This window comes from Segatella hominis, assembly GCF_019249725.2.
GTDB lineage: Bacteria > Bacteroidota > Bacteroidia > Bacteroidales > Bacteroidaceae > Prevotella.
This window is the reverse complement of record NZ_CP137559.1, coordinates 3,303,811-3,324,883: the sequence shown is the minus strand read 5'-3', so window position 1 is coordinate 3,324,883 and position 21,073 is coordinate 3,303,811. Positions and strand designations below refer to the sequence as shown.

General features: G+C 44.5%; 15 protein-coding genes. 10 read left to right on the top strand and 5 right to left on the bottom strand.

The features are described from left to right. Positions 1-4: 4 nt before the first annotated feature. The 3 genes from KUA50_RS13480 to KUA50_RS13470 form a co-directional block, all read right to left on the bottom strand. Entirely contained in the window at positions 5-670 is a 666-nt protein-coding gene (locus KUA50_RS13480; RefSeq protein ID WP_218455906.1) for a uracil-DNA glycosylase, read from the bottom strand. Between the two features lie 57 nt (positions 671-727). Continuing rightward, on the bottom strand, positions 728-2,245 hold the full coding sequence (gene gpmI / locus KUA50_RS13475) for a 2,3-bisphosphoglycerate-independent phosphoglycerate mutase (RefSeq protein WP_118118493.1): 1,518 nt from the start codon (positions 2,243-2,245) through the stop codon (positions 728-730). Between the two features lie 126 nt (positions 2,246-2,371). Further along, a complete protein-coding gene (locus KUA50_RS13470) occupies positions 2,372-3,451 on the bottom strand; it encodes a helix-turn-helix domain-containing protein (protein WP_318346045.1) in 1,080 nt (359 codons plus the stop codon). A gap of 203 nt (positions 3,452-3,654) precedes the next feature. On the opposite strand from KUA50_RS13470, the gene KUA50_RS13465 reads away from it, so the two are divergent. The 10 genes from KUA50_RS13465 to KUA50_RS13420 all read left to right on the top strand — a co-directional run bounded on the left by KUA50_RS13465 (position 3,655) and on the right by KUA50_RS13420 (position 17,375). Continuing rightward, positions 3,655-4,518 (top strand): GLPGLI family protein, encoded by an 864-nt coding sequence (locus KUA50_RS13465; protein ID WP_118118496.1) that lies wholly within the window; start codon positions 3,655-3,657, stop codon positions 4,516-4,518. A gap of 78 nt (positions 4,519-4,596) precedes the next feature. Then, the gene (locus KUA50_RS13460) at positions 4,597-7,149 is read left to right on the top strand and encodes a hypothetical protein (RefSeq protein ID WP_218455904.1); all 2,553 of its coding nucleotides are present in this window, start codon (positions 4,597-4,599) and stop codon (positions 7,147-7,149) included. 162 nt (positions 7,150-7,311) lie between these two features. Continuing rightward, positions 7,312-7,650 (top strand): helix-turn-helix domain-containing protein, encoded by a 339-nt coding sequence (locus tag KUA50_RS13455; RefSeq protein WP_218455903.1) that lies wholly within the window; start codon positions 7,312-7,314, stop codon positions 7,648-7,650. Continuing rightward, on the top strand, positions 7,647-8,762 hold the full coding sequence (locus tag KUA50_RS13450) for a type II toxin-antitoxin system HipA family toxin (RefSeq protein ID WP_218455902.1): 1,116 nt from the start codon (positions 7,647-7,649) through the stop codon (positions 8,760-8,762). Before KUA50_RS13455 ends, KUA50_RS13450 begins: the two co-directional genes overlap by 4 nt. A 187-nt stretch (positions 8,763-8,949) precedes the next feature. Next, positions 8,950-9,774: a GLPGLI family protein gene (locus KUA50_RS13445; RefSeq protein ID WP_218455901.1), complete on the top strand. Its 825-nt coding sequence runs from the start codon at positions 8,950-8,952 to the stop codon at positions 9,772-9,774. Between the two features lie 156 nt (positions 9,775-9,930). Then, positions 9,931-11,559 (top strand): hypothetical protein, encoded by a 1,629-nt coding sequence (locus KUA50_RS13440; protein ID WP_218455900.1) that lies wholly within the window; start codon positions 9,931-9,933, stop codon positions 11,557-11,559. Between the two features lie 191 nt (positions 11,560-11,750). Further along, the gene (locus tag KUA50_RS13435; protein WP_089544102.1) at positions 11,751-12,587 is read left to right on the top strand and encodes a GLPGLI family protein; all 837 of its coding nucleotides are present in this window, start codon (positions 11,751-11,753) and stop codon (positions 12,585-12,587) included. A gap of 58 nt (positions 12,588-12,645) precedes the next feature. Continuing rightward, positions 12,646-13,755 (top strand): tetratricopeptide repeat protein, encoded by a 1,110-nt coding sequence (locus KUA50_RS13430; protein ID WP_218455899.1) that lies wholly within the window; start codon positions 12,646-12,648, stop codon positions 13,753-13,755. Positions 13,756-13,892: 137 nt separating this feature from the next. Then, positions 13,893-14,768, top strand: coding sequence for a GLPGLI family protein (locus KUA50_RS13425; protein WP_218455898.1), 876 nt, complete (start codon positions 13,893-13,895; stop codon positions 14,766-14,768). Between the two features lie 3 nt (positions 14,769-14,771). Next, complete coding sequence (locus KUA50_RS13420; RefSeq protein ID WP_318346044.1) at positions 14,772-17,375, top strand: hypothetical protein; 2,604 nt, start codon at positions 14,772-14,774, stop codon at positions 17,373-17,375. A gap of 203 nt (positions 17,376-17,578) precedes the next feature. On the opposite strand, the gene KUA50_RS13415 is transcribed toward KUA50_RS13420, so the two are convergent. Beyond that, positions 17,579-19,930, bottom strand: coding sequence for a beta-glucosidase (locus KUA50_RS13415; RefSeq protein WP_218456022.1), 2,352 nt, complete (start codon positions 19,928-19,930; stop codon positions 17,579-17,581). A gap of 287 nt (positions 19,931-20,217) precedes the next feature. Further along, complete coding sequence (trmB, locus tag KUA50_RS13410) at positions 20,218-20,988, bottom strand: tRNA (guanosine(46)-N7)-methyltransferase TrmB (protein WP_022121261.1); 771 nt, start codon at positions 20,986-20,988, stop codon at positions 20,218-20,220. Positions 20,989-21,073: the final 85 nt, after the last annotated feature.

The window sequence follows — 21,073 nt, the reverse complement described above, 5'->3', positions numbered from 1 at the left end:
GTGCCTACCATTGGATAGGCGCAATCCCGTTCTGCTGCAGATACGCATTGCAGCGGGAGAAATGATGATTGCCAAACCATCCGCCTCTGTTGGCAGATAATGGCGAAGGATGCACACTTTCCAATATCAGGTGCTTGCTCATATCGATGAGGTTAGCCTTGCTACGGGCATAACCACCCCAAAGGATAAACACCAAGTGCTCCTTATCCTTGCTGAGCGCCTTGATGGCAGCATCGGTAAACTCCTCCCAGCCTTTGCGCTGATGACTTGCCGCTTGATGGGCACGAACGGTCAACGTGGCATTGAGAAGCAGTACTCCCTGTTTAGCCCATCGAGTCAAGTCGCCCGACTGAGGCATAGGAGTGCCGAGATCCATCTGGATTTCCTTGAAAATGTTGATGAGTGATGGAGGGAAAGCAATACCCGTAGGCACAGAGAAACTCAATCCCATCGCCTGTCCCGGCTCATGGTAAGGGTCCTGCCCGATAATCACCACCTTCACATCATCGAAAGGACAAAGATTGAAGGCATTGAAAATCAAGCGACCAGGAGGATAACAGGGTGTACGAAGGTATTCCTCTTTTACGAAGTTTGTGAGGTCAACAAAATACTGCTTGTCGAATTCTTCTCCTATATGCTGTCTCCAACTTTCTTCTATCTTTACGTCCATAATGATTTAAGTTAAAGAAGTCAAGGCTCCAAAAAGCCTTGACTTCCGAAATTATTATTAATCAATAATCAAGTTCTCACCAGTCATATCAGCTGGCTGCTCCAAGCCCATGATGTGGAGGATAGAAGGAGCAACGTCTGCCAAACGGCCATCCTTTACGGTAGCTGAGTTGTTGTCAGTTACGTAGATGAATGGAACTGGGTTCAAAGAGTGAGCGGTGTTTGGTGTACCGTCCTCGTTGATAGCGTGGTCTGCATTACCGTGGTCAGCGATGATGATAGCCTCATAATCGTTAGCCTTGGCAGCCTCGATAACGTCCTTTACGCAGTTGTCAACAGCGTGAACAGCCTTAGCGATAGCGTTGTAGATACCAGTGTGTCCTACCATATCACCATTAGCGAAGTTAACAACGATGAAGTCGTACTCCTGTGTGTTGATAGCACCAACCAACTTATCCTTTACCTCGTAAGCGCTCATCTCTGGCTTCAGGTCGTATGTAGCCACCTTTGGAGAAGGAACCAGGATACGGTCCTCGCCCTCGTATGGAGTCTCACGACCACCATTGAAGAAGAATGTTACGTGCGCATACTTCTCTGTCTCTGCAGTATGGAGCTGCTTCTTGCCCTGTGCGCTCAAGTACTCACCGAGAGTGTTCATTACGTTCTCCTTAGGGAAGAGGATGTGAACACCCTGGAAGCTTGCATCGTATGGAGTCATGCAGTAGTACTGCAAGTCCTTGATGGTGTGCATGCCTTCCTCTGGCATATCCTGCTGAGTCAATACCTGTGTCAACTCCTTGGCACGGTCGTTACGGTAGTTGATGAAGATAACAACATCACCCTCCTGGATAGTACCGTCAACCTTAGAGTTATTGATTGGCTTGATGAACTCGTCTGTTACGTCCTCATCGTAGCTCTCCTGCATTGCCTTCACCATATCGTCAGCCTGCTTACCCTTACCCTCAACGAGCAAGTCGTATGCTTCCTTTACACGGTTCCAGCGCTTGTCACGGTCCATAGCATAGAAACGACCTACGATGCTTGCGATGTGTGCACCGTTCTTGTCGCAGCAAGCCTGAACCTCCTCGATGAAGCCCTTACCACTCTTAGGGTCTGTATCACGACCATCCATGAAGCAGTGAACGTATGTCTCCTTCAAACCATATTCCTTACCGATCTCAATCAACTTGAAGAGGTGATCCAAAGAAGAGTGAACACCACCGGTAGAAGTCAAACCCATCAAGTGGAGCTTCTTACCTGTCTTCTGAGCATAGCTGTAAGCGTTGATGATCTCCTGATTCTTCAAGATGTCACCGCTCTCGCAAGCCTTGTTAATCTTAACGAGGTCCTGATATACCACACGACCTGCACCGATGTTGAGGTGACCTACCTCTGAGTTACCCATCTGACCTTTAGGAAGACCTACGTCCTCGCCACAAGTCTGGAGAGTAGAATGTGCTGAAACTGCTGTCAAATAATCGAGATAAGGAGTTGGAGTCTTGAAGATAACATCACCCTTATCATGCTTACCGATTCCCCATCCGTCGAGAATCATTAAAAGAGCTTTTTTTGCCATAATTACATAAAATAATTTAAATTCGAATTTCTGCCTGCAAAGTTACAACAAAATAGGTGAAGGACAAAATAAATTAAGATAAAAAAAACTCCCACCTTTCTAAAAAGATGAGAGTTGATAACAAGATCAACAGGTTCGCAGGATATATCCCTTCTTGATGACAGCTTCGATACTTACCTTTCCATCCAGGTTCAATGCCCGGCGAAGATAGGTAATCTGCACGTTCAGGGCAAGGGAATTGGAGTATGAATCATCACCCCATACTTCATTCAGTATGAAATCCCGCTCTACAAGCTGGTTCTGGTTCTCGGCAAGAAGCTTCAGAATTTCAGCTTGACGAGATGTGATGACTACTCTGGAATTACCACATTGCAGTTCATTCTGCGCATAGTAGAAAGCAATGGAACCGATAAAAACAGCAGATTCTTCACCTTTGCCGCCTTCTTTCGGTTGCTTCAACTCATAAATCATATTCTTCAGGAACTCATGGCGAATGCCATCAATGCGTTTCTGGAAGACTATGGTCTTAACCAGATAATACAGACATCCTATCAAGATGAAAAAGAGAAAGACGCTTCCTATCAATTGCCACATCATGGCTTTGAGCGTTCGAGTAATAGGAATAGGCACCTGAAAAGAAATACCTTGGCGAAACATTGGGTTCGTCTGATACTTCACCATCACCACACGTGACCATCTACCTTCGACATCATATTTTGCATTCAGGAAGACGGTCTTGTAATCCAGATGTCGAAAAGAGGATATCTTCCCATATCCCTTATCATACAGTAATCTTTGATAAGAAGCCAACGAGGGATGCTTACCTATATAAGCCAGATATCTGCTAATGATGAGATAAGCATCATCACCCGTAAGATCAGGATCATTCAAACGGACAAGAAAGCGATGATTGTTCCAAAAAGAAAGCGTTGTACGGCTACATCCCTTCTTCATATCATATTCAGATTCTACCTTGAGCATAACCGTATCTCTTCTACCTTTCGTAGATGAATTTTCCTGCAACTTTTTTCTATTCTTCAAATCTTGTGCTAACACTTCATCACAATCCTTCTTGAATTGCTCTACCTGCTGGTCTAAGCTATATTGACATTGAAGATGAAGCCAATAAGCCTGCGTGCAGAACAACAATACGATTGCTACTCCACATACCATCCATACTATTTTCAGCTTACTGTTACTGTTCATACTTTCCTGATCTTTTGAATTTTGACGGCAAAGTTACTGAAAAATCCGTAAACAAAGGCAAGAGTAATAAAATAATAATAGACGAAAAGATGCAAAAGTAATAACTCAGTAACAGAAATCATCGATTTCATCGGATGATCTCAGTACCTTTGCATCACAAAAACGAAAGAAACAGATAAAATAATGAATAATTGACGAAGATTATGAAAAAGGTATTATTAATAGCATGGCTTGCATTATATGCTTGCATGCTCCAAGCTCAAACAGTAAACCTGTTCGATGAATCAAGCATTGGCATGGGAGATTCCATTGATCAGGTAAAGTATCAGGTAGTATATGATGCCGAGTATATTTACGAAAAGAAATATACCAAGACCGACACCCTCATTGGCCGCATCGAAGAGAAAATGCTCTTGCAGATTGGCAACAAGTATTCCGCATTCTACAGTTATCCGATATTCCAAAGAGACTCTACCATCTCCGCAAATATGGCAAAAGGAATACCTGTCAATTTCTCCGGTAATGGCGGACAGATTAATTGGAAAGTATATAAGAACTATCCAGAACAGGGCAAGACTGCCTATCTCGATTTCTTTGCTGCTGACAGATATTTGTGCATTGAACCGATGGAACCGATAGACTGGCAACTCACAGACAGTATCGATTCCATCTGCGGTTACGAGTGCCACCAGGCTATTGCCAAGTTTAAGGGTAGAACATGGATTGCATGGTACACGGAAGACATCCCTATTGACAATGGTCCCTGGAAGTTGAGCGGACTGCCGGGATTGATTCTCAAGGCTCACGACTCCGAGAACGATTATGGATTTACAGCTGTAGGACTCACAACAGGCAAAGGCTCCATACCTATCTATTATAAAGGTAAGACTTTCGAGCCTATCGACCGCAAATCATTGACCTCCATTTACAAAAAATACTATGCCGATCCAATCGGTTATCTGCTTCAAGATGCCAAGTATGCTGCAATTGTAAAGATCAAGGATGAAAAAGGAAATATCCTGAAGCATTCCAAGCGTGCTGAGCCATACAATCCGATTGAAAGATAATTAGCAGTTTACTTTTTTGCCAGACAAGCGTCTTAAAGACATTAACAAGATAAGTGTCTAATGTAAAATAGAAAAAAGATGAAGAAAACAATAGTTCTTTTCACTATTCTGTTCGTGGCGTGCCATGCGTTTGCCCAAGAGAAGATTAGCGGTTATGTTGAAGATTCACTTACACACAACCGTCTGACCAACGTATCGGTTACGCTGCTGCGCAATGGAAAGCCCTTGAAGTTTACACGCAGCAAGGAAGACGGAACTTTCCTGATTCCCATAGCACAAAAGCAAACTGGCGATATGCTGCAAGCTTCCTATATGGGCTATAAAAAGCAAAAAACGGCGGTTTCATCGGGAAAAGAAACCATCATCAGTATAGCTTCAACAGCTTTTGTCTTGAAGGAAGTACAAGTAAAAGGCTCTCGCATCACGGGTCGAGACACCATATCTTTCGACCTCACCCGCTTTGCCAACGAACGAGATAACTCACTGAAAGATGTACTGAAAAAGCTGCCAGGCGTGGATATAGAGAAGAATGGCCGTATCAACTACAATGGTAAGCCCATCAACCGATTCACCGTGGAAGGTCTAGACCTGACCGGTGGCAAATATAACCAGCTGGAAGAAAACATCAAGGCGAAAGATGTGAAAAAGGCCGAAGTCATCGAGCATGACCAGCCTATCAAGGCGCTCCAGGACAAGACCTTTACGGATAATGTAGCGATGAACATCGCCCTGAAAGATAGTGCCCGCGACAAACTGATGCCTACTCTCAAGCCCTACTTACTCGTAGGGCATCCATCCCACGTAGGCGGAAGCATCAATATCATGCAAATTGGCAAGAAGAAACAGATGATGTATGATGCAGAATACGACAGAACAGGTAAAAATCTCGGCTATGCACTTAACCAACTCGCATCTTACAGCAATCGTCTGGCTCCAGCCTCCCTTCCATCATGGATATCAGTACCATCGCTTGACGCTCCTATCGACGAAGAACGCCTGCGCTTCAACACCTCGCAAAAATACTCCATCAACCATATCAAGAAGAACAAGGACGATGCAGAGACTCGCATAGAAGCCAACTATCTTCGTACGGTAATCCGACAAGAGCGAGAGAACATGAGTATCTACGACCTCGGCGGCGAAGCTCCCACAGTTACCACGGAGCACAACCACAAGACGATGATCAGCGATGCCTTCAATCTGCAATGGGAGAACAAGGTAAACAAGGCTGAGCATTATGGCAATGAGAGCATCAGCCTCAGCGCAGCACAAAACGATGGTTTGTCAAACATCAACGACACGCTTACCCAACGTGTCCGCATCCCAAAGATCGACCTCTCGGCAAGTATCTACCGCCTCTTCGTCTTCAAGAAAAGTCAACTCTCTTGGCGTAGCACTGCCGACTATCACCATGGTGTGGCGGACCTCTACGTTAACGACGAACGCAATCGCATCCGCACCAACCTTTGGCATACAGCCCACGCCTTACAGTGGATGAGGAATCGCTTCCACTGGACACAGGAATATAGAATGAGTATCGACCTCAACAACATCTATGCGAAATATCAGAAAAGAAGCGATGAAATCGGAAAAAACAACGGATTCACCGAAAACAGTCACGATGAAATCGGCCAAAACAGTCTTAACATCACAGGGAAGTTCACCCCTTACTGGCAATACAAGACCGAGACGTTCCGTATGTCGTTCTCTCCCGATTTCATCTGGGAACGCTTCACCTATCCACAGAAAACTCTACTTACCATATCACCCTACCTTTACTTATATAAGAAATTGGATTTCCGTAGAGAGTTGACTATCTACACAGGATACAGTACTGGAACAGGCAATGCCACCAACTACGCCATGAAGCAATATCGTCAAAGTTATCGCTCTTGGTACACTTCGAGCGACATCATTCCGATAACTCGCTCTCTTTATGGCAAGTTGAGTTACGACTACAAGCGCCCTATCAAGGAAATCTTCTTCAGCGCATCGGTCAATGCCAGCAAAAACTGGATGAACACGGCATCCGACCTACGCATCGAGGATGGCAAATACTATACCTCATTATATAAGCAGGACAGCAAGAGCAACAATCTAGGAGCATCACTCTACATATCGAAGGGCTTCTACGACCTGCATCTGAAAACCCGCCTGGAGGGCAGTTACAACTACAGCAAGGGTGAGCAATACAGCAGCGGCAAAGCCATCAGCTACACCGCGGACAACTATACTGTGAAGCCTAGTATCGACTTCTCGCCGTCCTGGTGTGCCTTTAGCTATGAGGGAGAATTCTCTTTTTACAACTCGAAACGTCAAAAAATGGCGAAGTCATCGTTATTTAATTGGCGTCAAAGCGTATCTGCCACCGCTACCATCAGCCATGTGGACCTCTCCTTCTCGCTCGTACATTATCACAATGAGCTGCAAGAAGGCAACCACCTAAACACCCTCCTTGGCGATGCCTCAGCAGTTTGGAGAATGAAAAAGCTCCGCCTTTCAGCAGAGCTTCGAAACCTTTTCAACAAGAAGAACTATATGGAAACCATCTATAGCGGCATCAGTACATTGACCGACAGCTATTATCTTCGCCCTCGCGAACTGATGATTTCCGCCCAGTATTCCTTCTAAACAAGAACTCCCATCTCAGAAAAGAGACGGGAGTTCCTTGTTTTTGAGGACAAAAGACAAGGTTATAGGGGATTTTGACTTTTTAGTTGATTTTTATTTGGAACATAATAATATTTTTTGTATCTTTGCAACTGATAATATCTTATTATTATCCAAACGATTATGCAAGAAACGAATAATATATTAGCAATATTAGATAACTACCTCCACGACAATCCTGATGAGATTGCAAAGGAGATGGCAAACGACTTCAGAAGACGAAGAATAGAGAAGAATCTGACACGTGAGCAAGTGGCAGACAAGTCAGGTGTTGCCGTCAGCAACATCACCAGATTCGAGCAAAAGGGCCTCATCTCCCTCAAAAATCTGATAGGTATCGCCATAGCTTTGGACTACACCTCAGAAATCAAGAACGTCTTCTCGCAACCCAAGTACTCCACCATGGAGGAGTTGCAACAGATAAAAAGAAACGCTAACAAGAAAAAGGCTTACAGACAATGAAACATATAGAATCTTTAGCCGTGAAATATCACCAGGAGAAAGTCGGCACACTGTCATTGAGTGCCGATGGAAAGGTATGCACATTCGAGTATGACAATCAGTGGTTGGCATCTGGCTTTAGTATATCTCCGTTGGAATTGCCACTGAAGCCTGGTCTTTTCATTGCCAAAGCCACCCCTTTCAACGGGAACTTTGGCATCTTCGAAGACAGCCTTCCCGATGGATATGGTAGATACCTATTGCATAAAGCCTTGCTAAAAGAGGGTATCAACGACTTTGAGCTATCTGCTATCGACCGACTGAGCATCGTGGGCAATGGAGGTATGGGCGCATTGACCTACGAACCTATAACTTCTATCCAGACAGGACACGAGATTGAGGACTTTGACCTTTTACAAGCCAAAGCCTTGGAAGTATTAAAGGAGCAACAGGATAATGACGCAGGATTATTATTATATAATAGTGGTAATAGTGGCGGTTGTCGCCCGAAAGCCATTTTTACAAATGGGGATGGTCATTGGTTGGTCAAGTTTCGCCATACCTATGACCCACAAGATATGGGAAAGCAAGAGTATCATTATAACAAGATAGCCAAGCAATGTGGTATCCAAGTACCCGACTTCAAACTGGTAAACAACAAGTATTTTGCCTGCCGTCGCTTCGACATTTCTCAAACAGGCGAACGCATTCACGTAGCCACAGCTGGAGCCTTGCTCAACGTTCCCCTTTCCAACCCCATTCTCGATTATCTCAACCTTTTGGCGCTTACAGGTTATCTTACTCAGAGCCAAGAGGATGTGGAAGAGATGTTCCGCCGCATGGTTTTTAATTACATAATGGACAACAAGGACGACCACTGCAAGAACTTCTCTTTCTTGGTTCAGAAAGAGAGCGATGGCAAATGGCATTGGCATTTAGCCCCAGCCTACGACCTCACCCATTGCACCGAGGGATATAATGGTGAACACGCAACATCTGTAAATGGGACTGGGCATCCGACCGTAGAGGATATGATTGCCGTTGGCGTAAAGAATAAAATGAAGGAAAAGAAATGCCGCGAAATCTACGAAGAGATATCTTTACAGGTTAAGTCTGGTGAGAATATCTCTTAAGGGAAGATTTTCAATCTCTTCTTTCCCCATTTTACGGGTGTTTCTTCTAGATTGCCTCGTTCTAGAGTATTATTTACATAGACTACTTCTGCTTCAGATAATCCAACTGACCGTCATTATTCTGTTTACCGTTTTCCTATCTCTGCGTCTTACTCGTAAATAAACATCAACAAAATAAATAGAGAACATGAAAAAGATTCTAATGATTCTTGCAGCCATCCTCGCCTTAGGCAGCCTGACCGCAAAAGCACAGATGAGATCGGGCGTGGACACGCTCACCCTCGACCAAGTGAAGTATCGCATCACCTACGATGCAAAACAGGTGAACGACACCACAGAAATACCGTATATCTATCGCAAGGCACAGATGCGACTCGACATCGGTAGCAACATCACTCACTTCTATAACCAGTCCGAGGAGCAATGGGAACAGCAAGTCTTACAAATGATGTTTTCAGGCGGTGTCATTGACCTAAGAAAAGCCGAGCCGGTAAAATGCATGGACTTTGAATTCCTCAAGAACTACCCAAAGAACGGTCAGACCCTATTTCAAGATTCGTGGGCTTTGAGAACCTATCACTGCATCGAAAAGGCCGAAACTCCTGATTGGCAACTCATCCCAGACAGCACCACAACCATCATCGGCTATCATTGCCAACTCGCCAAGACCAACTTCAAGGGAAGAACTTGGTTAGCTTGGTATGCTGAGGATATCCCTGTGTCAGAAGGTCCTTGGAAGCTCTGCGGTCTGCCTGGTCTCATACTCCGTGCCTACGATGCACAGCAACAATTCTATCTCAACGCCATCGGACTGGAAGACCTGAAAGGCAAGGAGACTCTCAAATACGCCAAGCCAGAAGAGGCAGAGAAAGTTTCCCAGTCTGACCTCACCAAAATCAAGCTGAGAGACGATGGAAGCGAGATGCTAAGAGATGAAAAATGGACAGATGAGAATGGAAAACCTATCAAACCAAAAGCAAGGAAACGTGTATTCAATCCAATCGAGCGATAGAGACATCTTAAAAGCTTTCCATTTCAGATTTTTGCGAGTTTCTACAAAAATCTGAAATGGAAAGCTTTTTTCTTGTTCTTATCGACAATTTATTGTACTTTTGCAAAAAGATTTCTGAAACAACAAATGTAAAGTTGATAATTTGACGATAACAATATGATTTATACAAGCAAGAAAATCATCATATTTCTGTTCACTATCATGCAGCTAGCCATTCTCGCCAGTTGCATGGACTCAGGATATCGCCTATCCTTCCCTGAGATAGACGACCTTGCCGACGAATACCCAGCACAAGCTAAGGTATTCCTCTCTCGTGCTGACAGCAACGACAACAAAGGCTACTATAAGCTCTTAACAGCCAAGATAGAGTATCAGCTCAATGGTTACATCTATAAAGAAAACGACATAGACGATGCCATCAACATCTTCGTGAACGAAAAGGATGAACCCCTTCTTGCACGTTCCTTATATTATAAGGGAGCCTCGATACTCAACAACTATCGAGATACCGCAAAAGCCATCAAATGGTTCTCACAGGCCATCGCCTACGATAGCAACATGAGAGAAAAGGAGAAGCTGGATATGTACGACATATTGTGTCGCATTACCCACCAAAACATTTACACCGTACAGTTAGAAGACGAGGCTCGCCAAACCAACAATATCCGCTACCGTGCCTGGGCACTACTCTATCGTGGCATCAACAACCAAGATCAGGAACTTGCCAACCAAGCTTTCGAAGTAGCCAATCAAATCAAAGAGAACAAGGACAGTACCTTGGGACCCATGTACTATCATTACTTCCAAGCCTTGATGGACAGGGGCAATGTGCCTGATTCCATCTTGATAAGCTATGCAAAGAAAGCGCAAGACAATCACGGGGTAAAATATGATAACAACATCGATTTCTATCGCTTGCTCACAAGAAACAGCGAGGAAACCCATGCCTTCGCCACGCAGCATATCAAAGAAAACTATAGCATAGATCAAGAACGCCTAAATACATGGGGATCCTATTCCTTTGCTTTAGGATATAAGTATTATCTCCCCTTATATTTCCTCTCCCTACAAAAAGGAGATACGCTCATGGCAAACCGTGTTGCCCACGAATTACGACAAGAAGCTCCTTTGCTTGTCAAAGACGAAAACTCAGAAAAGGAAAATCAAGTAAAACTGATGTACGAGGGTGGTAACACCCGTTATCGCTATGAAAAGGTTAAGACCTATATATTTGTAGGAATCATCATCGTGCTCATCATTCTCCTGACGATGACTTACCTCTCCATTTCCAGAATCCGAAAGGCTCACCAAACTATAAAAAACTTGCATGAGTCACTGCACCAGTTAAAAGATGTGGAGAACTCTTCGTTATCGGAGCAATGCGAACGATTAAACCACGAAATCACCACCCAGCTTCGCAAACTGAAACGCCGTGACAAGGACATCGAGGAATACAAGGCTCAAATTACCGAGCTCACAGACATCAGCCAAGGCTTGGTGTATTATTCGATGACGATACAAAATCAAAACATCAGCCAGATAGGTAAGCAAGGCATCCGACAACTTCTCGCCAGCTTCAAGGTGATAGACGAGAAGTATAGCGAACGATTGGAGAACTACGATTTAAATCCATCACAAAGCCTCTTCTGCATCCTCTACCATATCGGCAAGAGCGATGAGGAAGTGATGCAAATCCTGCAATACTCTCTCTCGAATATCAGGGTAAGAAAGTCGAGAATCAAGAGTGACACTGGAGCAGAGTCGTTCGATGACATCATCAGATAAGCACTCCCATAAGTTTTTCGCTATACTCCATTAACTTATCGAAGCATTACAAAAAGCTTGTATTTTAAGTTTTTTCTAATCGTAACTCTCTCGTTATCAATACATCTACACTCACTGGTATGTAATTCCGATTTGGCTATCTCTATCATTTGTATTACCTTTGCATCCGAAATTCAAAACATCAAACGACTATGAGAAGAATAACATTATTATTAGCAGCCATACTCACAGTATGCAGCTTGAATGCTCAGAAAGGCAACAAAAATGAGAAAGTGGTCAATATTGACAAGGTAAACTATCGCATCACCTACAATGGGAAAATGGTACCAGATACCACAACAGTTCCCTACAACTATTGGGAGAGCGAAATGCGACTTGACATCGGTAGCAAGACAACTCATTTCTATGATAGAACCAAGCAAATATCCGATTCTATCATGGATGAACAAGCTAAGACGGGGCAATATGACATGAGTAAAATTCCTAGAGGTGGCAGAATCCATTGGGAATTCTACAAGAACTATCCATCAAAGGGGCAAACTACTTTACTGGATAAAGTCCTTGGTAACTATTACCAATGTACAGAACAATTAGAGGTACCAAACTGGCAGCTTATCCCAGATAGCACGACTACCATCATTGGCTATAAATGCCTGTTGGCAAAAGCACTCTTCAAAGGCAGAACCTGGTATGCCTGGTACTCAGAAGACATACCTATAAGCGAAGGACCTTGGAAAATTTCCGGACTACCTGGTCTTGTTCTACTTGCCTACGACCAAAACAAACAATACATATTCAATGCTATCGGTATGAGCACATTGAATGGGACCGAAAGCATAACTTTCACGGAAAAGGCAAGAGAGAAAGTAACACAGAAAGAGTTAAGAGAGGCTAAGCATAAATTTGATGGCGCAGAAGCTCTCAAAGCAACAGCGAGAAAAACTGGATTTACGTTTAAGAAATTACCCGAAGGTGCCATCAAGGCTCTAAACCGAAGCAACAAGGGCAACCCTATCGAACTGGAGTAACTCCAGCTCGATTAACTGATCGTATTCTACATCATAACAACAAACGAACAACATAAGAATGAAAAGATTTATATTCATCATCTGTTTGGTATTCCTTGGAATCATTGGAATATCAGCCAAGAAAGAACAAACTCCCATCCATCGCTTGATACTGCAGGGCGACAGTTGCATGAACGAGCATGACTCGTTCCATGCCATCCCCTATTACCAGCAATATATCAATGAGCATCCACACGATTTGAATGTTCTCAGAAAGCTCGCTTCTTGCTATCGTCTTCGTGGCGACAACAAGAAGTGCATCGCCTGCATGGATAGCATTCCTAACGACAGTCTCAACCATGAAGACTTGCGCATGATGTTCTATTCCTATCTTAATCTTGGCGATAAAAAAAAGGTAGAATCATATGGCATGACTATCTATCGCAAATACCCATACGACGGGGAGGTATTTGCCACCCTACTTCAGCAATGGAACAACCATGGGGAGCCAGAAATGGTTTCAGCTTTCGCCTTGTCGTATGTAGAAAAACGTGACTCCACGAATATTCTCATCAACAAGGAGCTTGCCTATTCGCTCTATTTACAACTTAGATACGAGCAAGCCATCCCTAGATACAAGAAGCTTATAGCCGATGGATTCGACAATTTTGAGTCTAACCTCGTCATAGGATTGTGCTATTATAACTTGGAAAAGTACCGAGAAGCCTATACCTATCTGAACAAGGCGGCAGAGATGAAGAAAGACAACCCAAATATGAACAGTCTCTTCTACTTGGGCATGACTTGCAAGAAGATTTCCGAACAGACTAAGAACATCGTGGAAAAGGAAACCCTGGTAAGACACGCCATCATCAACCTGGAACGGTCTATAACCGTGGCTTACCCTCGCAGTCGTGGACTATATGTAAACCAGCAACTTGCTGAGCTTTATTACTATAAATTGGAATACGAGAATGCAGGTCATGCCTTCGCCCAGTGCATCGAATATGATGACGAGGACGATCCTCACAACTATTACAATGCTGCGCAAATGTATATCGGAGCCAAGATGAAGCCACAGGCCAAACTCTATCTCCAGATGTTCTTGGCAAAAGCTGATAAGTTGAAGGATGAAAAGGAAAAAGCTAAACTTACAGCGAAAGTAAAGGAGCAACTAAAAGGAATGTAAAATAAAACAAATAACTTTTTAGTTTACTCTTCGCCAGTTTTAGCGTCTATTAAAAAGCTATAAATAGCTGCATTTTTTTTGCAGAGTGTCACAAAAGGTGTAACTTTGCAAGCAGATTAACAGATAAAGGCAGAATTATGAAGAAAATCATCTTAGCTTTAGCAACCTTGCTCTTTATGGGAAGTGCTGCAACAAAAGCACAAGTCACAAAAGTCACTGTGCGCTCTATCTCGGGAAACAGTAAGGAGGAAGTCGAGAACATCGACAACGCCAAGTATCGCATTACCTATGAGGGGAAATGGGTGAACAATCCTTCCATCAAACCCTTCATCTACACGGATAGCGAGATGCGCCTCGACATTGGTGAAAAGGCGACCAGCTTCTATGACAGAACGAAACAGGTAAAGGATTCACTCATGAACGAAAAAGCCAAAACTGGCAATTTCGACTTCTCCGATTTACCTAAAGGTGGAAGATTCCCGTTCTCCTACTACAAGAACTATCCGTCTACTGGCAAATCCATCCAATTGGAATCTGTCGGCACTACAGATTACAAATGCACAGAGAACGTGGAGACACCCGACTGGCAACTCATCCCCGACAGCGCAACAACCATCATCGGTTATCATTGCCAACTAGCCAAGACCAACTTCAAGGGAAGAACTTGGTATGCATGGTACGCCGAAGACATTCCTATGCCAGAAGGTCCTTGGAAGCTGATTGGACTGCCGGGCTTGACACTGAAAGCATACGATGAAAACAAAGAATATTCATTCACAGCCATCGGCATGAGTACGTTGACAGCACCAACACCTATCACGTTCCCCAAGGCTAAGAGAGAAGAGATTAGCCAAAAAGACCTCAGAGAATTCAAAGAGAAGTTTACGCCTGGAATGGTGTTGGAAACATTAAACATCAAGAACATAAAAATACAGGACGAAAAGGGCAACCCTATTGACATGAAGAAATTCATGAATAAGAAGAATGTCTTCAATCCGATTGAACTTCAATAATAAATGAAGAAAATAATTATCAGTTTTATCGCTTTCTTTCTCTTGTTCTGCATCCCAATGGCGATGCAGAGCAAGAGAAACACTCCTATCTTACTCGATGACGACAACACTGCTACAGGGATTCATGGTTATGTAGAAGATTCATTGACCCATAACCGTCTAGCCAACGTCTCCATCACGCTGCTCCGCAATGGAAAGCCCTTGAAGTTTACAAGAACAAAGGAGGACGGAACCTTCGTGCTCCCTATCACCGAAAAGCAAGCCAACGACAAACTGCAGGCCACGTTTATGGGGTATAAAAAGACAAAAACATCGATTTCATCGGGAAAAGAAACCATTATCAGTATGGCTTCAACAGCTTTTGTCTTGAAGGAAGTACAAGTAAAAGGGTCCCGTATCACAGGGCGGGATACTATTTCTTTCGATCTCACCCGTTTTGCCAATGAGCGAGACAACAGTCTGAAGGATGTATTAAAAAAGCTGCCAGGCGTAGATATAGAAAAGAATGGTCGTATCAACTACAATGGCAAACCCATCAACAGATTCACCGTGGAAGGTCTCGACCTGACCGGTGGCAAATATAACCAGCTGGAAGAAAACATCAAGGCAAAAGATGTGAAAAAGGCCGAAGTCATCGAGCATGACCAGCCTATCAAGGCGCTCCAGAACAAGACCTTTACGGATAATGTAGCGATGAACATCGCCCTGAAAGATAGTGCCCGCGACAAACTGATGCCCACCCTCAAGCCTTACATGCTCGCAGGGCATCCATCCCACGTAGGCGGAAGCATCAACATCATGCAAATTGGCAAGAAGAAACAGATGATGTATGATGCAGAATACGACAGAACAGGCAAAAATCTCGGCTATGCACTTAACCAACTCGCATCTTACAGCAATCGTCTGGCTCCAGCCTCCCTTCCATCATGGATATCAGTACCATCGCTTGACGCTCCTATCGACGAAGAACGCCTGCGCTTCAACACCTCGCAAAAATACTCCATCAACCATATCAAGAAGAATAAGGACGATGCAGAGACTCGCATAGAAGCCAACTATCTTCGTACGGTAACCAGACAAGAGCGAGAGAACATGAGTATCTACGACCTCGGCGGCGAAGCTCCCACAGTTACCACGGAGCACAACCACAAGACGATGATCAGCGATGCCTTCAATCTGCAATGGGAGAACAAGGTAAACAAGGCTGAGCATTATGGCAATGAGAGCATCAGCCTCAGCGCAGCACAAAACGATGGTTTGTCAAACATCAACGACACGCTTACCCAACGTGTCCGCATCCCAAAGATCGACCTCTCGGCAAGTATCTACCGCCTCTTCGTCTTCAAGAAAAGTCAACTCTCTTGGCGTAGCACTGCCGACTATCACCATGGTGTGGCGGACCTCTACGTTAACGACGAACGCAATCGCATCCGCACCAACCTTTGGCATACAGCCCACGCCTTACAGTGGATGAGGAATCGCTTCCACTGGACACAGGAATATAGAATGAGTATCGACCTCAACAACATCTATGCGAAATATCAGAAAAGAAGCGATGAAATCGGAAAAAACAACGGATTCACCGAAAACAGTCACGATGAAATCGGCCAAAACAGTCTTAACATCACAGGGAAGTTCACCCCTTACTGGCAATACAAGACCGAGACGTTCCGTATGTCGTTCTCTCCCGATTTCATCTGGGAACGCTTCACCTATCCACAGAAAACTCTACTTACCATATCACCCTACCTTTACTTATATAAGAAATTGGATTTCCGTAGAGAGTTGACTATCTACACAGGATACAGTACTGGAACAGGCAATGCCACCAACTACGCCATGAAGCAATATCGTCAAAGTTATCGCTCTTGGTACACTTCGAGCGACATCATTCCGATAACTCGCTCTCTTTATGGCAAGTTGAGTTACGACTACAAGCGCCCTATCAAGGAAATCTTCTTCAGCGCATCGGTCAATGCCAGCAAAAACTGGATGAACACGGCATCCGACCTACGCATCGAGGATGGCAAATACTATACCTCATTATATAAGCAGGACAGCAAGAGCAACAATCTAGGAGCATCACTCTACATATCGAAGGGCTTCTACGACCTGCATCTGAAAACCCGCCTGGAGGGCAGTTACAACTACAGCAAGGGTGAGCAATACAGCAGCGGCAAAGCCATCAGCTACACCGCGGACAACTATACTGTGAAGCCTAGTATCGACTTCTCGCCGTCCTGGTGTGCCTTTAGCTATGAGGGAGAATTCTCTTTTTACAACTCGAAACGTCAAAAAATGGCGAAGTCATCGTTATTTAATTGGCGTCAAAGCGTATCTGCCACCGCTACCATCAGCCATGTGGACCTCTCCTTCTCGCTCGTACATTATCACAATGAGCTGCAAGAAGGCAACCACCTAAACACCCTCCTTGGCGATGCCTCAGCAGTTTGGAGAATGAAAAAGCTCCGCCTTTCAGCAGAGCTTCGAAACCTTTTCAACAAGAAGAACTATATGGAAACCATCTATAGCGGCATCAGTACATTGACCGACAGCTATTATCTTCGCCCTCGCGAACTGATGATTTCCGCCCAGTATTCCTTCTAAACAAGAACTCCCATCTCAGAAAAGAGACGGGAGTTCTTTGCTTTTGAGGATAGGAAAATAGGTGCCGCGAAATTTATAAAGAAATAACTTTACAGACCAAATGTGGTGAAAAATATCCTTAAGGGAAAATTTTCAATCTCTTCTTCCCCATTTTCCGGGAGTTTCTTCTAGATTATCTCTTTCTAGAATATTATTTACATAGACTACTTTTGCTTCAGATAGTTCAGCTGAACCTTAGGAGCGCAGGCATTGCTTGTCTTCTCGGTATATTCTGCCACCTTCAATGTAGCAGTACCCTTGATGTTCTCTACATCACTACCTACCTTGAAGAGATAGTTACCTGCATCTACCTTCCACTGGCTGTTGGCCTCATCGAAGCTGGCAAGATCGCGCTTTTCGAGGGTCATCTTCAAAGTCTGGCTCTCACCTGGATTCAGCAACTTGGTCTTGCCGAAGGTCTTGAGCTCCTTGGCTGGCTTCTCGTAAGCGCCCTTTGGAGCGGTAACATAAACCTCAGCAACTTCCTTGCCGGCAACCTTACCGGTATTCTTGATAGTTACGCTAACCTCGATATTGTTGCCTTTAGCCTTGACTGATGGCTTGCCAAACTCGAAGGTAGTATAGCTCAAACCATAACCGAATGGATAAGCCACATTCTTCTTGAAGGTGTCGAAGTAGCGGTAGCCTACATAGATATCCTCCTCGTGGTTGCTATAATCGTAACCCTTGATGTTACCCTTGCTCCAATCCAGCAGATTCTTGTAGGTGTACATATCGTAATCCTTGGCGAAGTTGGCAGTAGATGGATGATCGGTAGCAGCGATAGGCCAGGTCATGGTCAACTTACCCGATGGATTCACCTTACCGGTCAGAATATCAGCTACAGAGTTACCACCCTCGATACCTGGCTGCCAAGCTACAAGAATAGCATCCACACGGTCTCTCCAGCTGGCTGTCTCCATCACAGAACCAGAGTTGATGATGACAATCACCTTCTTGCCCTTGGCATGAAAAGCATCAGATACACGGAAAATCATATCCTGCTCTATCTGACTGAGGTTGAACTCACCATTGATCTGGCGATCCATTCCCTCACCTGCCTGACGACCGATGGTGATGATGGCAGCGTCTGCCTTTGGCTCCTCGCCAGCTACACAGCGCTCAGTAATCTCGATTTCATCGAGCTTAGGCTGACCCTGATCCAGGAACCACATCATCGGATTCTTGTCTGCCTTCAACTTAGCCTTGGCATACTTCACATAATTCTGATAGATTTCCGTAAGCTGAGGAGTAGTTGCCACACCGATGTTCTTCAAACCGGTAACCATATCCACAGAATAGCCTACATTAACGGCTCCACTACCAAGACCACCCGACATGAAGTCGTAAGAGTTGACACCGAAGAGTGCCACGGTCTTCAAGCCCTGGATAGGAAGAGCGGCATCATTCTTCAGGAGCACCATACCCTCGGTAGAACTCTGACGGGTGATGGCTGCATGAGCCTTCAAGTCTGGCTCACCACTATATTTATATCCCTTGAATCGAGGAGTCTTCACGATATATTCGAGCATACGGCGAACATTGCGGTCCACATCCTTGATATCCAGCTTGCCATTCTTTACGGCATCAACAATATCCTGCACCTGTGCTGGATAACCCGGCATCATCAGGTCGTTGCCTGCCTCAACTTCCTGTTCCAGAGGAAGGTCGGCACGCTTACCAATCCAGTCAGTCTCCACGATTCCCTTATATCCCCAGTCGTTGCGGAGAATATCGGTAAGGAGGTCCTTGTTGCCCTGGGCATAAACACCGTTAATCTTATTATAGGCAGACATGATAGTCCAAGGATTGCTCTTGCGAACCATCATCTCGAAACCTTTCAGATACAGCTCACGGAGAGCACGCTGACTCAATCGCTCATCCACCTTGGTACGGTCAGTTTCCTGAGAGTTCACGGCAAAGTGCTTGGCACTTACACCCACGCCCTGACTCTGCACACCCTGTACAAAGGCGGTTCCGATAAGACCTGTTACGATTGGGTCTTCAGAATAATACTCAAAGTTACGGCCACAGAGCGGATTGCGATGCAGGTTCATACCCGGTCCGAGCACAACATCACAGCCATACTCCAGGGTTTCGTTACCGATTGCCTCACCCACCTTGCGCACCAGGTCGGTGTTCCAGGTAGAAGCCAGACAGGTTCCGATAGGGAAACCGGTAGCAAAATAGCTACGGCTGTCACCTTCGCGATGAGCATCGATATGAACTCCGGCAGGACCATCACACTGTACGGTAGTAGGAATGCCGAGACGAGGGATGGCTACAGTAGTACCCGCAGCACCCGGCACGAACTTCTTCTGATGTCCGAGCATAGCGCCACTGCCCACGAATCCATCGTTACCACCGCCTACCAGCATCTGGGCTTTTTCTTCCAAGGTCATCGCCTTGATTACTTCGTCGATGTTGTTGGCATTCAGTTTTGGTGCAGATTGCGCCATCATTGTAGTTGCCATTGCTCCTGCCGCAACGGTAAGAGCCAATTTCTTGTAGTTCATCATTTTGTCGTTTATTTAGTTAGTTATTACTTTTCTGTTCTTTTAGTCGTTTCGTCAGTTCCATGCAGTTCCCTGAGAATACTGCATTTCTTCAAAAACTTGCTGCAAATTTAATAAAATAAGGTGGAAACACCAAGCATTTCCACCTTTTTTTCTTGAATTCAACAAGATTATTCCCGGATTTAGCAAAAGATATAGTAAGAGAATAACAAACTATACATAGACTAGTCCTGATATTTAATCTGGAAGTAATCGAGCAGACGCTTATAAATATATATTGCGATAACTTACTTCGCTGTATCCTTTGAGCTTCTCTTATCACGGCGATAACTGCGATAATCATCCAACGGAATCTCAATATCAGGTTCCACCAGCTCACCCTCACGTGGCAAGGCAAACTTCTGATATTTGATATTCAAACCACGCTCTATCCACATACTCTCATAATAGGTCTGGATGGAAAGAATCTTACGGGTTTCCTCATCGATACCCTCCTGATGATAGAGATCCTCGGTGCGGAAGAGCACAGGCAGATGGTTGCCATCCACCATATAAGTAGTATAAGTGAAGAGGAAGTTGGAATCTGTTTTCAAATGAATGATGCCGCCATCCACGAGGAAGTGACGATAACGGTTCATGAAGTATGTAGATGTAAGACGCTTGCGAGGGTTCTTCATCTGCGGGTCAGAGAAGGTGAGCCAGATTTCCTGCACCTCATCCTCGGCAAAGAAGCGGTCGATAATCTCGATGTTGGTACGGAGGAAAGCCACGTTCTTCTGTCCTTCCTCTATCGCCTTCTTGGCACCGGTCCACATTCTTGCGCCCTTGATATCCACACCGATGAAGTTCATCTCTGGATAGAGCTTGGCAAGTTCCACGGTATATTCACCCTTGCCGCATCCCAACTCCAGCACGATAGGATTGTCATTGTGGAAATACATCTCACGCCACTTGCCCTTCATATCGAAAGGCACGTCATCTACAACACTATATGGATACTGGAACACGTTCTCGAAACGCTCCATATCCGCAAACTTAGCTAATTTTCCTTTGCTCATTGATTCTTTTTTTCTTCGTTTGGGTACAAAGGTACAAAAATTACAAATACTCTTATTACAATTACATTTATAATTTTTGATATTT

Bases quoted from the DNA above. Each gene is read 5' to 3' on its own strand.
- KUA50_RS13465 (WP_118118496.1), top strand. From the start codon at position 3,655: ATGAAAAAGGTATTATTAATAGCATGGCTTGCATTATATGCTTGCATG.
- KUA50_RS13460 (WP_218455904.1), top strand. From the start codon at position 4,597: ATGAAGAAAACAATAGTTCTTTTCACTATTCTGTTCGTGGCGTGCCAT.
- KUA50_RS13455 (WP_218455903.1), top strand. From the start codon at position 7,312: ATGCAAGAAACGAATAATATATTAGCAATATTAGATAACTACCTCCAC.
- KUA50_RS13450 (WP_218455902.1), top strand. From the start codon at position 7,647: ATGAAACATATAGAATCTTTAGCCGTGAAATATCACCAGGAGAAAGTC.
- KUA50_RS13420 (WP_318346044.1), top strand. From the start codon at position 14,772: ATGAAGAAAATAATTATCAGTTTTATCGCTTTCTTTCTCTTGTTCTGC.
- KUA50_RS13430 (WP_218455899.1), top strand. From the start codon at position 12,646: ATGAAAAGATTTATATTCATCATCTGTTTGGTATTCCTTGGAATCATT.
- KUA50_RS13480 (WP_218455906.1), bottom strand. From the start codon at position 670: ATGGACGTAAAGATAGAAGAAAGTTGGAGACAGCATATAGGAGAAGAA.
- KUA50_RS13470 (WP_318346045.1), bottom strand. From the start codon at position 3,451: ATGAACAGTAACAGTAAGCTGAAAATAGTATGGATGGTATGTGGAGTA.
- KUA50_RS13435 (WP_089544102.1), top strand. From the start codon at position 11,751: ATGAGAAGAATAACATTATTATTAGCAGCCATACTCACAGTATGCAGC.
- trmB (WP_022121261.1), bottom strand. From the start codon at position 20,988: ATGAGCAAAGGAAAATTAGCTAAGTTTGCGGATATGGAGCGTTTCGAG.
- KUA50_RS13425 (WP_218455898.1), top strand. From the start codon at position 13,893: ATGAAGAAAATCATCTTAGCTTTAGCAACCTTGCTCTTTATGGGAAGT.
- KUA50_RS13415 (WP_218456022.1), bottom strand. From the start codon at position 19,930: ATGAACTACAAGAAATTGGCTCTTACCGTTGCGGCAGGAGCAATGGCA.
- KUA50_RS13445 (WP_218455901.1), top strand. From the start codon at position 8,950: ATGAAAAAGATTCTAATGATTCTTGCAGCCATCCTCGCCTTAGGCAGC.
- gpmI (WP_118118493.1), bottom strand. From the start codon at position 2,245: ATGGCAAAAAAAGCTCTTTTAATGATTCTCGACGGATGGGGAATCGGT.
- KUA50_RS13440 (WP_218455900.1), top strand. From the start codon at position 9,931: ATGATTTATACAAGCAAGAAAATCATCATATTTCTGTTCACTATCATG.